The 16,120-nt window shown below is 46.5% G+C and carries 10 protein-coding genes and 1 pseudogene; 3 read left to right on the forward strand and 8 right to left on the reverse strand.

Annotated elements, in window-relative coordinates; genetic code table 11:
* Positions 1-111: 111 nt before the first annotated feature.
* A pseudogene (locus WG31_RS07955) lies at positions 112-384 on the forward strand (purine nucleoside permease); the annotation flags it as partial.
* 30 nt (positions 385-414) lie between these two features.
* Complete coding sequence (locus WG31_RS07960; protein WP_063354180.1) at positions 415-2,904, forward strand: phosphocholine-specific phospholipase C; 2,490 nt, start codon at positions 415-417, stop codon at positions 2,902-2,904.
* Between the two features lie 568 nt (positions 2,905-3,472).
* Here WG31_RS07960 and WG31_RS07965 read toward each other — a convergent pair.
* From WG31_RS07965 to WG31_RS07975, 3 genes are read right to left on the reverse strand one after another with little or no spacing between them, the layout of a single operon-like run.
* Positions 3,473-4,252 carry a siderophore-interacting protein gene (locus WG31_RS07965; protein ID WP_063354181.1) on the reverse strand — a complete coding sequence of 260 codons (780 nt, stop codon included), beginning with the start codon at positions 4,250-4,252 and terminating at the stop codon, positions 3,473-3,475.
* Between the two features lie 28 nt (positions 4,253-4,280).
* Positions 4,281-4,904 carry an O-methyltransferase gene (locus WG31_RS07970; protein ID WP_082823169.1) on the reverse strand — a complete coding sequence of 208 codons (624 nt, stop codon included), beginning with the start codon at positions 4,902-4,904 and terminating at the stop codon, positions 4,281-4,283.
* Between the two features lie 23 nt (positions 4,905-4,927).
* A complete protein-coding gene (locus tag WG31_RS07975; protein ID WP_063354183.1) occupies positions 4,928-5,518 on the reverse strand; it encodes a PadR family transcriptional regulator in 591 nt (196 codons plus the stop codon).
* A 301-nt stretch (positions 5,519-5,819) separates the two neighbouring features.
* Between WG31_RS07975 and WG31_RS07980 the strand changes: the two genes are divergently transcribed.
* Positions 5,820-8,180 (forward strand): TonB-dependent receptor, encoded by a 2,361-nt coding sequence (locus tag WG31_RS07980; protein ID WP_063354184.1) that lies wholly within the window; start codon positions 5,820-5,822, stop codon positions 8,178-8,180.
* 173 nt (positions 8,181-8,353) lie between these two features.
* On the opposite strand, the gene WG31_RS07985 is transcribed toward WG31_RS07980, so the two are convergent.
* The 5 genes from WG31_RS07985 to WG31_RS08005 all read right to left on the reverse strand — a co-directional run bounded on the left by WG31_RS07985 (position 8,354) and on the right by WG31_RS08005 (position 16,080).
* Positions 8,354-9,961: a B12-binding domain-containing radical SAM protein gene (locus WG31_RS07985; RefSeq protein WP_209439334.1), complete on the reverse strand. Its 1,608-nt coding sequence runs from the start codon at positions 9,959-9,961 to the stop codon at positions 8,354-8,356.
* Between the two features lie 344 nt (positions 9,962-10,305).
* The gene (locus tag WG31_RS07990) at positions 10,306-10,827 is read right to left on the reverse strand and encodes a DUF4142 domain-containing protein (protein WP_063354186.1); all 522 of its coding nucleotides are present in this window, start codon (positions 10,825-10,827) and stop codon (positions 10,306-10,308) included.
* A gap of 292 nt (positions 10,828-11,119) precedes the next feature.
* Positions 11,120-13,396 carry a TonB-dependent receptor gene (locus tag WG31_RS07995; RefSeq protein ID WP_035350979.1) on the reverse strand — a complete coding sequence of 759 codons (2,277 nt, stop codon included), beginning with the start codon at positions 13,394-13,396 and terminating at the stop codon, positions 11,120-11,122.
* A 199-nt stretch (positions 13,397-13,595) separates the two neighbouring features.
* Complete coding sequence (locus tag WG31_RS08000; protein ID WP_081461466.1) at positions 13,596-14,414, reverse strand: mechanosensitive ion channel family protein; 819 nt, start codon at positions 14,412-14,414, stop codon at positions 13,596-13,598.
* Positions 14,415-14,739: 325 nt separating this feature from the next.
* Complete coding sequence (locus WG31_RS08005; protein WP_063354187.1) at positions 14,740-16,080, reverse strand: PQQ-dependent sugar dehydrogenase; 1,341 nt, start codon at positions 16,078-16,080, stop codon at positions 14,740-14,742.
* Positions 16,081-16,120: the final 40 nt, after the last annotated feature.

Consider the following 16,120-nt stretch of genomic DNA (forward strand, 5'->3'; position numbering starts at 1 on the left):
TAAAGCACCGGCTCCGCTTATCGGCTTGCATGGCTTGTGGGGCTCTCGCCTATCCGATCTGGTAGCATATGAATGCACCAAACCTGCAAACTGCTTTGGCATGAACCCAGAGAAGAAGAAATTGGCATGCTTCAGGCTCTTTCCCTGCAAGCACGCGCTGGCCGCGTTGATATGAACCGTATTCTTGTTTTACGCGCTGGCAGCAATTTTGACATACCTCCACCCGGACAGACGACTGCAAACCTACTTAAGGCCGAAACTGAAGAATCTGGTTTTTCTGGTTTTCTACCTGCTCTGGATGCTGCGTATCTGGCAGGAAGTGTGGTTGTAAAAGAAATTGCAACACACTGGGCTCATTACGAAAACACCATTCCCTCTCATTAGACGTTTTTACGTATCTGACAGGATCGAAACATGACGACACGTCGTAATTTTCTGAAATATGCGTTCCTTTCCGGGGCTGCGGGTTCTGCTGGCATGTTGCCTTCTGCCATTAGCCGCGCATTTGCTATTTCCCCCGATCCAGGAACGACATATCAGGATGCAGAACATATTGTTATCTTGATGCAGGAAAACCGTTCGTTCGATCATTTATATGGTACATTACAAGGTGTACGTGGGTTTAACGACCCTCGCGCCATACGCCAGCCCAACGGTAACCCGGTATTTGTGCAATCCAGCACAGAAGGGCAAACCTACGTGCCTTGGCGCCTGAATATTCATGACACACGCATTACATGGATGGGCTCTATTCCTCATTCACGAGAAAGCCAGGTTGATGCGTGGAACAACGGGCATCATGATCGATGGGTAGACGTCAAAAAGTCACATTACAAGAAATACGAACACTACCCCATGACTATGGGATATTATACACGAGAAGACCTCCCGTTTTATTATGCATTGGCAGATGCTTTTACTGTTTGTGACCAAAATTACTGCGGTGTGATGACAAGCACTTGCCCGAACCGTTTGGTGTTCTGGACAGGTACTGTGCGTAATAAACAAAGCACTGACTCCACAGTTTATATGCGCAACCCAGAAATTCTTAAATCTGGCCTAACATGGACAACCTTTCCTGAAAGATTGGAACAGATTGGCATTTCATGGAAAGTATATCAAAATGAAACCGATCAGGTTGGCGGTCTGGATGAAAAAGAACGCGCATGGCTTTCTAACTTTGCACTTAATATTTTAGAATGCTTTGAAAATTATAATACATCTGCAAACCCCAGATTTCATGAATGGGTAGATGAGCGTATAAAAGCCTGCTCCAAACATATTGAAAAACTTCAGGCCGAAGAAAGACTTGTTTCAGAAAAACATCAGGAACAGTTAGCTGAAGCCAATACCTTGCTGGCTGTTCTAAAACGCCGCCGCGATACTGCTACAAAAACAGTAGAACAGCTTACTTCGGCAGAACGTAGCTTGTTTGAACGCGCTTTTGTAACTAACAAAGCAGACAAAAATTACCGGACACTTGAAACACTCACTTTTTCAGATGGTTCCAATACACGCCATATGAATGTTCCCAAGGGAGATGTCCTGTATCAATTCCGCAAGGATGTACAGAACGGCAAACTCCCCACTGTTTCATGGTTAGCTGCACCGGAACATTTTTCTGATCACCCAGCCTCGCCTTGGTATGGTGCATGGTTTGTATCAGAAGTTATGGATATTCTTACCGAAAATCCGGAAATCTGGAAAAAAACCATTTTCATCATGACTTACGATGAAAATGATGGCTACTTTGACCATTGCTGCTCCTTCACGGCACCAGACCCTAAACGCCCGGAAACAGGCAAATCCTCCGCCAGCATAGGGCCTGATGGTCTAGAATATACTTACGCCAAAGATGAAGAAATTATGGGCGTGCCTCCTGCATTAGCACGTAGTGGCCCAATTGGTCTGGGCTTTCGGGTTCCCATGATTATTGCATCTCCGTGGAGCCGTGGAGGCTGGGTGAATTCTCAGCTGTTCGAGCATAGCTCTACGCTTCAGTTTCTTGAAAAGTTTATTGAAGGTAAGTTTGGTAAAAAGGTTACCGAAACCAATATTTCTCCATGGCGCCGTGCCATTAGTGGGGATTTAACATCATGCTTCCGCCCTTATGATGGCACGGTTCCACAACTTCCATTTATTGAAAGAGATAAACATCTAGAAATTATCGAAGATGCACGCTACCGGCCTATGCCCAGTGGATTTAAATCTCTCGAAGAAGCAGACATTACGCTGCTGAAAAACGATCCCCTCCAACTACAGCACTATGTAAAACAAGAACCAGGCACACGGCCAGCCTGCGCCCTACCCTATGAACTGTACTGTGATGGCGGCCTAAGCGCAGATGGACAAACCATATCCCTGCATCTGCAAGCAGGTACAAAGGTACACAAGCACCTTTCATCTGGTGTCCCTTTTAATGTGTACACCCACAACATGCGGCAAGAAAGCGGTATGCGATCCAGCACCTATGCTGTAGCTGCTGGAGATAACATAACGGTAAATATTGATAGCCGTTTATCTGAAAGCAATCTTTACGATGTATCTGTTCACGCACCCAATGGCTTCTACCGCAAATTTACTGGGCGCAAGCATGGCATAAAACTTTTAGCTGAATGTAAATATATGCCTTCGAGCAAGGAAAGCATGCTTCTTTGCCTAAAAAACATGGGACATGATACATTGGAAATCCACTGCAATAGACTAGGGCGCGCAGCTTTACATATCCTGCACATTCCTGCCCAAGGCAATGTCAGGCAGGTTATACCTCTTGCTCAATCCAACATGTGGTATAATTTAACACTGACAGCACCCAAAGAACCTGAATTTTCTTATGTTTTTGCAGGCCATCTCGACAATGGGAACCATAGTATTACGGATCCAGAAATGGGCCTCATAAAATAAATACAAGTTATTATTCTATACAGGATAAAACACTGGGCGTTTACATGCTGATTTATGTAAACGCCCAGAATATTAAAAATAAACTAATGTATTTTATTTTATAAACTTTTGAATTCTTATAAATTTCTCTAATCATAAATATAGAATTTCTTATTCTCGCAATTTACTGATCAACAGTGAAATACAGATCATAAACAGCCTGATTGAATGAGCGTTTTTGGCTTTTGTATATGAACAGATGAATCATGATGCAAGAATGGCCCGCGCCCTAAGGTGCAAACGTATCGTGCCATTTCCTGTCCGCAGTTCTAAAGCGCTAGGAAACACATAGTTCTTCAATTTGAGCTGTTCCTGAGCAGAGAGGCCGCCATCTCCACCAGCATAAGCAAGAAGGCTATTTTTGGTCTCACTGTTCAGCAACCGTGACCTCTGAATACCAAGCCACCAAGGTCGCTGACAATGGTAAGCAGAGCCGTTGAAACAATACTCTGATCAAGCATGCAGCCATTGTGCGGCTGGTAACATAATGCAGTATCAATACCTACTGCATTATGTCTTGGTCTCTTTATTATGCACTCACATCCTTAACAGATGCATCTGCCTGCCCTTGCACCCAATAACCAGATGCCTTGATCCATTGTGTGGCAATACCGCGTTTTTCAAGCAAATATTGGCGCACTGTTTTTGCAACACGGGCTTCTGCCCCAACCCAAATAAATGTGTGTTCTGAAATATCCATGCCGGATAGAGCAGACACAATACCTTGTGCATCATCAGCTTTATCCAAAGGACGATGAACCCAATGCGCTGTATGCTGTGCAGATGTTTCGAATATCTGCTCGTCTTCTTGCCCTGGCACAGCAACGATTGTTGTCACATGGCTTTGAGCGGGAAGCTCCTCCACCCTACGGCCAATGGCTGGCAAGGCTGTCTCATCCCCAATCAGTAACCAGTGCGCGATATTGCCAGAAATAATCTGAGATCCTTTTGGGCCGCCAATATCTAGATGATCACCAACCTTTGCAGCCCGTGCCCATGCGGCAGCAGGTCCACCTTCGTGATTCACAAAATCCAGCACCAGCGTACCTGCTGCTGGATTATATTTGCGCGGAGTGTAATCCCGACGGACAGGCGCACCATCCAAACCAGGAATGAATATTTTGATATGATCATCTGGAGAGGAACTTACAAAACCCGCTAGATCCGAACCTGCAAGACTTATCCTTATCATATGCGGTGTTAACCGCTCCACCTTTACAACTTCTAAAGAGCGACGATGCAATTCATGCCGCACACGATGGATTTCTGGCACATCGCAAGCACCAGAAACAACATTCTGGGTTGTCATTTATTTATCCTATTGCTTACTCGAAGTTTTATTTTGTTTCTAAACGGCTCACTTCTATGCCCGCCCCCACAGGTAGCAAAACGCTGGAAATACCGGGCAATACGCGTATGGCCTGCCCATAGCGTTTTACATCTTCTGTACCGGGCCGGATCATATTATCAGCCACAATAATTGCACCGGGGTTGAGGCGTGGGTAAAACGCCTTTAAGCAAGGCACATAAAGATCTTTCCAAAGATCAACAAAAACAAAATCTACTTTTTCATCCATCTCATCAATCATCTGCACGGCATCACCTACGCGAAAGTCTATCCAATTCGCCAAGCCTGCTTGCTGTGCCATTTTCTGAGCATAAGCAGATTTATAATCATGCAGTTCCATTGTAATCAGCTTACCGTCAGCAACGCGGGCAGCTTCGGCAAGCCAGATGCCAGAATATCCGAAGGATGTGCCGAGCTCCAGAATAGTTGGATTTTTCAGGCTCTTGGCTAAAATATTCAACAGTTGCCCTGTTTCTGGCCCGATGGAACGCATGCGCTGGTCATGCCCCCCATCACGACCGCCAGGCGCTTCAATACGCGATTGGCGACGTTCTTGCTGTATACGTTCATGATAGAGGTTGAGAACTGTCTGAATTTTATCATCCATGATTATCTTCCCTCTTATTGTTTACAGATTTAAACTTGCCCAACACCACGTGCAGCTTCATCTAAAAGTGCTGCAATTTTTTCTTCTGCCGCCGGGTCAAGCCCACCGTTACGCAACCGAAGACGCAACGCAATTTTCAGGTTTTCCATGGCGCGCATTACAGGCATGGGAATATTCTTACGCCCACCTCTTCCTTCGGGCTCCGCTGCCGCTGCACGAGAAAGGATTTCTTCCAACCCGGCCTGGTTGGCAGACAAAAACGCCTCACCCTCTGGTGTTATCTGGTAGTTTTTACGGCTTTCGCCTTCAGATGGGCGAATATATCCTGCTTCTTCCAACCAAGTGAGTGTTGGATAAATAACACCGGGGCTTGGGGTATAACTTCCCCCAAATTTTTCTTCGATATCCTTAATAAGTTCATAACCATAAGTTGGTTTTTCCGAAATTAACTTAAGAACCAGCAAACGGATTTCGCCATAATCAAAAAGCCTGCTGCGGCCACCCCGTCGGCCTCCACCCCGACCATGTTGATGGCGATGCTTCCCTCCAGAACCTGCTGTTCCTTCAGGGGAGAAAACCGGGCGGTTACGACCGCCTGCGTGTTTGTTTCTGTGTTTCATAATTCCGATATATGTTCCGATATATCGTATGTCAAGATATATCTAGATATATTTCTTAGTCGATCTGTTTTACTCCCTACCCTCTTCACACAAGCAACAGGCACACGTGCGCAGGCATACAAATGCGGCAAAACACAAGCAGTCGATATTTTACCATATATGTAGAATCCCCGTTTTTCGCACAATGCGTGAATGTTTTATGAATACTCTATTTAATATAAATGAATTTTTTAAATATCTCTCAAAAACCCACAAAAAGTCAGATAGGTTGCGGCGCCTTATGGGAAAATGAGACACCGCAATGAAAAAGTTCCTGATCCTGAGCACAGTTTGTATATTTGCTCAAAACACCGCAACCATAGCCAAAGCGAGCAGCAACCCGGATAAACACAAAAACCACGCTCCCCTTGCTGCAAAAAAAACGGCTAAATTGCCGAAAGCCAAGGATGAGAACGTCGACGTCGTCTCGCGCAAAACAGCAGGCGGCGGAATGATGGTAAAACACACATCTGCCAAAACGATAAGCTCACTTTCCCATAGCTATATCGAGATGCAGTCTCCTACTTCCACAATCGAATCACTGATCCAAACAGTGCCTGGCGTGGTTTCTGCCAGTGAAGGGCCTCTTACAACCTCCTTTTCCACCATTCATATTCGCGGGATGGCGCAAGCAGAAATTGGTGTCACGCTTGAAGGTATGCCAGCAGCCAACCCCTTTACATACAGCACCTATACCCCTTCTCTCGTTGATAGTGAGAATATGGGCCAAGTGAATGTGATGCAGGGCTCGGTGGATATTAATTCCCCCACCTACAACGCAACGGGGGCTGAGGTTTCTGCAACATTACGCCACCCGATGGACCACCAAAATGTGCATGTTGCGGCCTCTGGCGGCTCCTACGGCACGAACAAAGACTTTATCCGCTACGATAGCGGAGAAATCGGACACTCCGGCGTGCGGGGCTTTGTTTCTGGTTCCTATGCCCGCAGTGATATGTGGCGTGGTGCTGGTGACATTCGCAAGTGGCACGTAGATGCAGCACTTACAAAAAGCTGGGCTCCCGGTAGCCATTCAGAAGCTATTTTTGGTTTTACAGATGCCGCACAAGGTGAATGGCTTTATCCATCCTTGGCGAATTGGAAAACCTACGGAACCAAATATGGCCTGAACAACCAGTATTATAATGGTGATACACACTACGTTGGGCTGAACGGCAAAAATACTGGGGCTATTTACGGTACATTAAAAAATCATTTCAGCTTTGGGCATGGGTTAAGCTTAGACGCACAAGCCTATTCTGTTGAATTTCATGGACCTTATTATTACGGCGAAACCGTGCCTGTCTCCAATGGTTATGCTGGCGCGGAAAAATACGCACATCTTGACGATTATAAAAACCTACCTGGATATGACCCATCAGTTAGCAAATTAACGTCTGTTGAAGTTTCAGATTGGTATACAATTTCTTCCGGTTTAACCCTTACCGGACATTGGAAGCATAAATTCAATACACTTAACTTTACCTATTGGTATTCTTACGCTCAGGAAGCCGCCACCCAGAAGTTTTATCCTGTAAATGGCAGTGGGCATTGGAACTCTAATGGTGCCCCCCTTACAGCTAACGGCGGACTGCTTATTAACCAAGATAATGAAAACGCCTTACAGCAGTTGAATAGCTTTGCTGTGGACGATAAAATGTCGTTCCTGCATGACCGCCTGACTATTGATGGTGGTATTAGAATGGTGATGGCAAACCGCCAATACACTCAGGACCTGCCGGGCGTAACGGCAAGCAAATCCATTAAAAATGTGTTTGTTCCCTCTCCTCAGGTGCTTATCAATTACCGCTTCAATCCCAACCATCAGATCTATGTTAACGGCACAACTGGTTACCACCTTCCTGCAGGGTTAAGTTCACAGCTTGCATCCTACAGCTATAACACTGGCAAGGCGACATCGCTCCCGATGTCCGATTACAAGCCAGAATATATGATTACAGAAGAAATAGGGTATCGCTATAGTGGCCTCTTTATGGCTAACCTTGCAGGCTTTCATTATAACGTAACGAACCATCAGGTTTCGGCCATAAGCTATCAACCGGGATCAACATCAACAATTTCACAGTTAATCAACGCCGGTGGTCTGGAAGCTTACGGTATTCAGGCAGAACTTGCCACGCGCCCCTGGCACAATGTAAGCGCTTACGCATCTGGCCAGTATATGCACACTAAAAATGGAAACAATATTGCTTATGCAGGAGATTATCTTGCAACCAAAGGCAAGCAAGAAGTCGGTGCTCCACAATTTTCTGGTTCTCTGGGCCTGACCTATAATGATGGCAAATGGTTTGGCAACTTTACGCTGCAATATACTGGTGCCCAATACGCCACACTCATGAATGATCAGAGTATTCCCGGTTACGTTACGGCCAACCTTGGCTTTGGCAGGCGCTTGCCGCAAATTGGCCACGTCTCTCCTAAAATCAAGCTGAACCTCGTTAACCTTGGGGACAACCATTATCTGTCTTCAATGTATGGCTATACAACAAACGCCAAAACACAGCATGGTGTGCTTACGGGCAAAAGCCTTTCTGGCTCACAGCCTACTTACGTTATTGGTTCCCCATTTGTGGTAACTGCCACCCTTTCTGCTGATTTTTAATTTTGCACATTATCAGGATATTAAGTCGTTCTGTGTTCTGCTTCTTAAAAGCAGTGCACAGAACCACTATAGAACACCCAATAGTTTGATACCGCAGAACACACAGCGTAATGCTCCAAAAAGCACATCCACAGTGCACCTAACCACAAGCCTTATGAGAAGACCCTTTTAAGTTATGCAGGCAAAAGTGCTGCCGCAGCCGTTGGCGAAACCTGCACTGGTGGAGCATGCCAGCGCCCCTCGTCTACATTCTGAATTTCCCTATCAATCTCACGCACCACCTGCCGTGAAAATGGGCCGAGATGTAAATAAAGTGCACTCGTCATAACCACATAAGGTATTGCCTTTGGGTTATGCAGGGCACAATCAATCATCATACGCCAGAATTGTTTGGCTGTTCCTGGGCCAGCACGGTGAATACGGAAAAGCAAACGTGCAAAACTGCGCAAATCACCCCGTATCATTTTATGGGCGCGCTCACGCTTAAGCATCCGGCCCATCCGTCGAACACGCCCAAAATATGCAACTGGATTGTAAATTTCTGCCAGAACGGTTCTGTAATCATTCAACACATCGCGGCGCGGGCGGTTTGTTTCAAAATTCAGCCCCGCTGTGCACTGATCTCCAGATTGCGTCTGCTCGCCCCCAGAAAACAAGCGCCCCTCGGCTAGCAGGCGGCGCGTAAGCTGTGTTGTTGGCAGGGCATAAAGTAACCCAACCATGCAAACCGGAATGGAAGTATCTTCAATACATTCTACCATCCCTGCTGCAACACTGCTTTTTTCGCTATCAAAGCCAACAATAAAGCCAGCGTTTACAAAAATACCAGCCTCATGAATTTTGGTAATACTTTCTTGCAAGCTGCGCCGAGTATTCTGTTTTTTCTGCGTCATCACCAGCGTATCTGTATCCGGGCTTTCAATCCCGATGAATACAGCAAAGAAATTTGTTTCTGCCAGACTGCGCAGCAAATCCGTATCATCTGCAAGGTTGATGGATGCTTCGGTTGAAAACTCAAATGGAAATTTCTTTTTATTCTGCCAGAGTTTCAAATCCGGCAAGAACTTCTTAAGCGCTTTTTTGTTACCAATCAGATTATCATCAACAAAATCCACATGCCCCCGATAACCAAGAGCATACAATGCATCCAGCTCTGCAATAACCTGCGCGTTTGTTTTGGTTCGCGGTACACGGCCATAAAGCTCAATAATATCGCAGAACTCGCAGCTAAACGGACATCCACGTGAAAACTGAATACCTACATGCAAATACTGATCCAGCTTTAACAGATCAAAACGCGGCAAAGGGCTTTTTGTAACGTCCGTTTTCCCCATCGGGGCCTTAAAGACGCCCTGCGTGTCCCCCCTCCGCCAAGCTGTTATGAAATCAATCATGATTTCTTCAGCTTCACCCAGCACCTGAAAATTTGCCGCGCTATACAAATCTGGGCTGGATGTCACATCCGGCCCACCAACCACCACTGGTTTATTGCTGATGCGGCACATTTCCATAATGCGCAGAGCGTCATTTCTTTGGGGAAGCATTCCGCCGGTCATCACCATATCGGCCCAAACGAAATCCTCATCTGTCAGAAGCTCGGTGTTCCGGTTCACCAATTTAACCTCCCAGTGTTTGGGAAGCAACGCAGCAACCGTAATCAAACCAAGCGGAGCCGCCGGATAGCGCGCCCCAGCCAGATCACAGGCCTCTTTGTAATTCCAGAACGAACTGGCATTAAAAAGTGGAAAGATCATCAAGACCTTGCAGCTATCGATCGTCACGGAGATATCCTTTGATTGAACAGCTGATCACAATCAAAGCGGACGATATCTCGCTCTCTTCGACGGCGCGCAGCCCCCTGCAGGGCTTGGTTTCCTATCGAGGGTAAATGCTCTGGACACCTTCCATATGGGCGTCGTATCTGAGAGCTGGGGGTAGCAAGAGCCAGCAAAAGGTCATTTCATGACCTTTCATCTGAGTGAATTCTGCTTATACGCTCAAGAACGCATGTATTGCAAATCAATCACTATCCTAGAAGAAAAAGACATACCAAGGTGCTTATCACCTCGGTATGAAATTTCCAGCCAGAACGCTGGTACTCTACAACTCACATAAAAATACAAATTTACTGAGGCAAGTTCTTTGCCAGTCTCAGATGCTCTTCAAGCGTTGGCACAGTGCTTGCGGCCCACTTTTTCAAGGCAGGATTATCCCCATTTTTTGCATAACGCTGGAAAAGTGAGAGAGCATTTTCATGCGCCGTTATCTGATCTTGCCTATACTGCCGCACGAAACTTTCACCATGCAGGCCGTGGAGCGTATCAAGCTTTTTTTGGCTTGATTCATCAACGTCAACCGGAAGCATATTGTTTATGTTGTTATCACTTACAATCTGCTTCAGTTCTGCTGATGTCTTATGATGATCTTCTATCATTTTAGATGCAAAATCTTTAAGAGAAGGTTCTGAAAGTGCCTGTTGGCTGGATTGAATCTCGAAAAGATCGCTCCATACAGCACCTTGAATAAAATCATCCGTTTTAGGGGCTATACCCATTGCAGAATTTATGCCGGTTCGTTCTGGTAAAGATTCTGCAAATGCTGGCGCAGCAACACACAAAGCCGCAACAAGAAAGTACGTCTTTTTCATGAGTATTGTCCTTTTGAAAGCAGTAATTTCTTGAAAAAAGATACATCCGCAAAGTACGCACTATGTTGAACGGCGCCCTTTACTAAAGGTTTCACGCAATCAAAAAACAGTTCTGCTATTGAATAATTTTTATTTACAAAAAACTTTTAAAAATTCTGGAACTCCCTTTATTAGAAAAAGTTTATGTCCCATGCAGTAATAAATCGCATTCACCCATAAATAAAGCCGGATGCTGCACTGTCTATTGAGCAACATCCGGCAAAAAATGGTATTATTTTCTCATCTACCGTTATCAGAGATCAGCACTTACAGAAAACTTAAATGTTTGCGGATCCCCCATAACCAGATCGCTCTGATAAACAGAAGCCCAATACCGTTGGTTTCCAACGTTATCGACTTCAAACCGTGCCGTAAGGGGCTTGTTATGAACCAAAAAGGTATAACGTGCCCCCAGATCAAACCGAGACCATGCAGGCAGGTGGGCTGAATTGACGTTATTGAACTGCTGCTTGCCAGTACTAACAACTCGGCCAACAAGCGTTAGCCCTTTTACGAAGGGCACATCATATTCCAGATTTCCGTTAATTGTATAGTTTGGAACACCAATAACGGTCTTGCCATTATATTCACCTCCGGCTGTATGCACCTGTTTGGCATCAATCAGCGTAAGGCCTCCGTTAAACCGCAACCCACGCAGGATTTCTCCATTAAATGTCAGTTCCATACCCCGGTTTCTCTGCTTGCCGCTTTGGGTATAGATAGATTCACCCGTATCTCCGTAAGGTTCTGTCATACCATACGGCATGGATGTCTGGAAAAATGCGACACCGGCAGAAAAACGCCCCACGTCGTACTTGGCACCAACCTCGTACTGCGTGCTCTGATACGGCGCAAAGGTTTGCCCTGCATTTACATAGGTAGAACCAACAGTGGTGCCAGCAGAAAGCCCCTGAATACGGTTGAAATACAACGCAACATTCTTAACCGGGTGCACTACAAGGCCGATAACAGGCGAAAAAGCTGAAGCATTATAATGCGAAAGCAGACTTCCGCTCCCGTAATTATAAGAATCTGATAGGATATCCTGATACCGGAAGCCACCTGTCAACGCGATACGGTCATGCCAGAATGTCATCGTATCAGACAAAAACAAGCTATAGAGTTTGTTCCATGAAACGCGCCCTGGGTTGCGCAAATTGCCTCCGGCAAACGTCTCATTGGGCGTAAACTGAGTTGGGTGATAAATATTCCCGGACTCCCCTACCAGACTCATAGCATAAGCTGCGTCTGATTCTTCCCAGATTGCAGAACCACCCGCATTGATTTCATGCTTGATAAAGCCTGTATTTACATGGGCACGCACCCCAGCCTGCGTTGCCTCGTTCATAACATTATAAGCATCCGCCATAGCCCCCACAGAGCCATCCCCTGTACGAGAATTGCTTAGTGTGGTTGTGGCGTAATTACCCATTTCGTTTCCACTTTGGGCACCAAACTTTGCGTAGGTGGTAATGTGCTCGCCAAAGTCATGTTCAATATTCAGCGTGCCAAACAGATAGGAGAGATCTGTGTAAGCCCAGCGCTGCCCCCAGTTTTTGGAGGGAGAGGTAGCCTTTGGTGTAGGCATATCTGTTGCAAGGCTGGAAACAATAATGGCGCTACGCCCACCAAAAACCTGCTGTTTCTGGTAGTTCATATTCATATTGATGCGCGTATCATCATTATGCCAATCAAAGGAACCACCAAGGGCGATGTCATCATGCCGTTCTCCTTTGATAGGTGTTTCACCATCCATGCCAGCGGCATTGAAGCGGAAACCATAGGCGCGATCTTTACCAAACCGACGGCTTAAATCAAAAGCGCCACCGCCCTGCCCGCTACTTGTATAATCACCTGTAACGCGGGTGATATCGGTAGATGCCGCACGTTTGGGAATAAGATTTACATTCCCGCCAATGGCAGAACCGCCCGGCGCCGCACCGTTCAAAAATGCACTGGCGCCATTAAGAACCTGCACTGAATCATAGAGCTGAGGAGAAACAAGCTGGCGCGGTGTAACGCCATACAAGCCATCAATCGCAATATCATCGCCATACAGGGTAAAACCACGTATCTGGAAAAGCTGGGCGTAATTACCATACCCCATAGTTGTGCGAACGGTTGGATCATTCAGCAAAACATCACCAAGCGTTTGAGACTGCTGGTTCAAGATAAGGCTGGAATTATAGCTTCGTATATTAAACGGAACATCTAAGCCCTTTTTATGCCCTAAAACCCCCAGATCTCCTCCATTCGTCACATACATACGGTTACTGCGCGATGCTTTAACAACCAGATCTTCTTGCTTGGCTGCAACTGTATCTGTTGTTTGCTTGTTTTGCCCCTGTATCGTTTTTTTTGTCTGGCCTGCACTCGGCTGTTTTGTATCCGAAAGAGGTGCATGAACTGGCTTATGTGACGGCTTGATATCTTCTGCCTGCACATAACCAGGAAAAAAAACGCCTTCTGCAATGCCTGCAAGCAAGCTGGAAACACAAAGCGTATTCAAACAAAACACACGAAAACTCATGGCAAGGCTCACTGCATGGGAATAGCCTGCGCCTTATCTAGCAACTAAGAATAAATTGCAAGTACGTAATCCCATGAGTTTCCGCTGGATCCTCCGCAAGACACGCAACACCCCATAGAATCAGAAAGGGGTAGGACAATGCCTACCCCTTCGCCTAAGCAGATGGCTCTTATTAAGCTCCTAACAAGAATACCCTGAATTACGCGGCAGCTCGTGCAGTTACCCCCAAGCGATAACCTTCCCGCTGAAGCACCTTGATTGAATCCTCGGAATATTTTGCCACGAGGGAGGAAACATCACCAGGAGCACACCAGAACCCCAGAGTAACCTGAATATTTGCAGGCTTGGGCAAAAAGGAAACCGAAGCAGCCGGGTCTTTCAGAACCTGCGGATCCTGCTCTGTCAGCCCCAGCAATAGTGTCCGCGCTTTATCGAGATCATCATTGTAATCAATCAGCAAACTGACCGAGCCCAGAAGCCGATCTGATTCCGAGCTGTTAATAACAATGTTGTTTGAGAGTGTTCCATTAGGAACGTAAATAATCTCGTGGTTTGCATCCAGCAGCACAGTGCGAAACATTTCGATTGATGTCACTGTGCCCGAGCTACCACCCGCAGTAATGGAATCCCCTACCTTGAAAGGACGGAAAAGCAGAATCAAAACACCGCCGGCAAAGTTCGCAAGGCTGCCTTGCAATGCCATACCAACAGCCAAGCCCGCTGCACCCAACACCGCAACAAACGACGTTGTAGCAATGCCAACCATAGAAGCTACGCTGATGAGCAAAAGAGCTTTTAGGAACAGGCCAACAACACTTAGCAAAAAACCACGCAGTGTTGGTTCTATATGGCTGGCGGTCATCATCCGGCCCATTGCCCGCGTTACAGCGTTAACAACTTTCCAGCCCACAAAAAGAACAATCAATGCCAGAACAAACTGGCTTGCATACCCTAACAATACAGGCAACAGCCCGCTTAATTGCGACCAAATTGAATGAACCTGATTTTCCATAATCATCCCTAAATCATATTTCGCGTGCGCCACACGACAGCATGCAACGCCCGCACCTTCCTGACATGGTAAGATATCTCACTGCTATCCGTCATCATTATGGCCTGACTAAAATTTACACACATTGTTGTAAATTCATTAACTATGCATCGCCACCACATTAGGAAGGCCGGGCCAAGCCATACAGGCTTCTTGGCAAACAAATAGATAGCCGAGCGCGTATGCTTCCATCACGTTGAAAACATACGCATCTGTTAAGCACCAAAATCACATAACTGTGATATTTATTTTATCATCATGAATACAGGAAAGGTATTCAAAACAATTATCATTACGGGTTCTGGCCTATGACACGCCACACAACATTGCCAACATCATCAGCAACCAGCAACGCGCCTGCACGATCAAGCGCAAGACCAACTGGTCGGCCATGCACATGTGATTCATCTGGTGTCAAAAAGCCCGTAAGCACATCAATAGGCATTCCTGCTGGCCGCCCATCGGCAAACGGCACATAGATTACCTTATAGCCACTTTTAGGCCTACGGTTCCAAGATCCATGTTGCGCCACAAACAATCCATGCCGCCATACGTCAGGGAGTTGCATGGCATCATGAGAAAACGCAATACCAATAGAAGCTGTATGCGCACCAACAGCATAATCAGGCACAACCGCTTGCGCTACAAGATCCGGACGTTGAGGTGAAACACGGCTATCAACATGCTGGCCGTAATAACTGTAAGGCCAGCCATAAAATGCGCCTTCCTTCACGGCGGTAATGTAATCGGGCACAAGATCACTCCCTATTTCATCCCGCTCATTCACCGCCACCCATAGGGCTCCGCTGTCTGGCTCAAAGGCCAAGCCATTTGGGTTACGCAATCCGGTTGCATATGGAGTGAGCTTTCCTGTGGACAGGTCAAGTTTGTCTATCCGTGCCCGGCCCTCTTCAACCTCCATTCCATTATCAGCAACATTGCTGTTAGATCCGATAGTTACATACAAAAAGCTGCCATCTGGGCTTGCAAGCAAGTTTTTGGTCCAATGATGGTTATATCCAGCAGGTAGATCCACCACTTTGGTGCCGGGCGTATTAATCTGTGTATCACCATCGTGATAAGGAAAGCGCAAAATCTCATTGGCATTAGCGACATACAGATTATTCCCTATAAGCGCCATTCCAAAGGGAGAATAAAGATGATCCAGAAAAACCGTGCGCGTATCTGCGGCTCCGCTCCCTGATGTATCACGCAGCAGAATAATCCGGTTCGGGCTGCTATCGCCCGCACCGGCCTTGCCCATTACAAGCCCGGCAATACGATTTTTAACGCTTTTAACGTCCGTTTTGGGGGAGTTGCTCTCGGCCACCAGAATGTCACCATTGGGTAACTTATAGAGCCATCGGGGGTGGTTCAGGTTTTTTGCATAAGCTGTAACAGCCAACCCCTGCGCGGGCGATGGTGTTTGTGTGCCCGACCACCCCATAGGCGTTGCAATATTAACTGTTGGGAACAAGGTATGGTTGGGTTTGGGAAGATCAGGACTAGGGCCCAACCCGGCTGCAATGGGCAACTCTGCTGCTTCTGGATGCAGCAAAAGTTTCCACCCAGCGGCACTCATAACCGCAAGGCTCAGCACTCCGACACCACCCCAGTACACCCATGTTTTCATAACATTCTCTCGGTTCTATGTTACGACCAAGATCATGCAC

Source organism: Acetobacter oryzifermentans, from assembly GCF_001628715.1.
GTDB lineage: Bacteria > Pseudomonadota > Alphaproteobacteria > Acetobacterales > Acetobacteraceae > Acetobacter > Acetobacter oryzifermentans.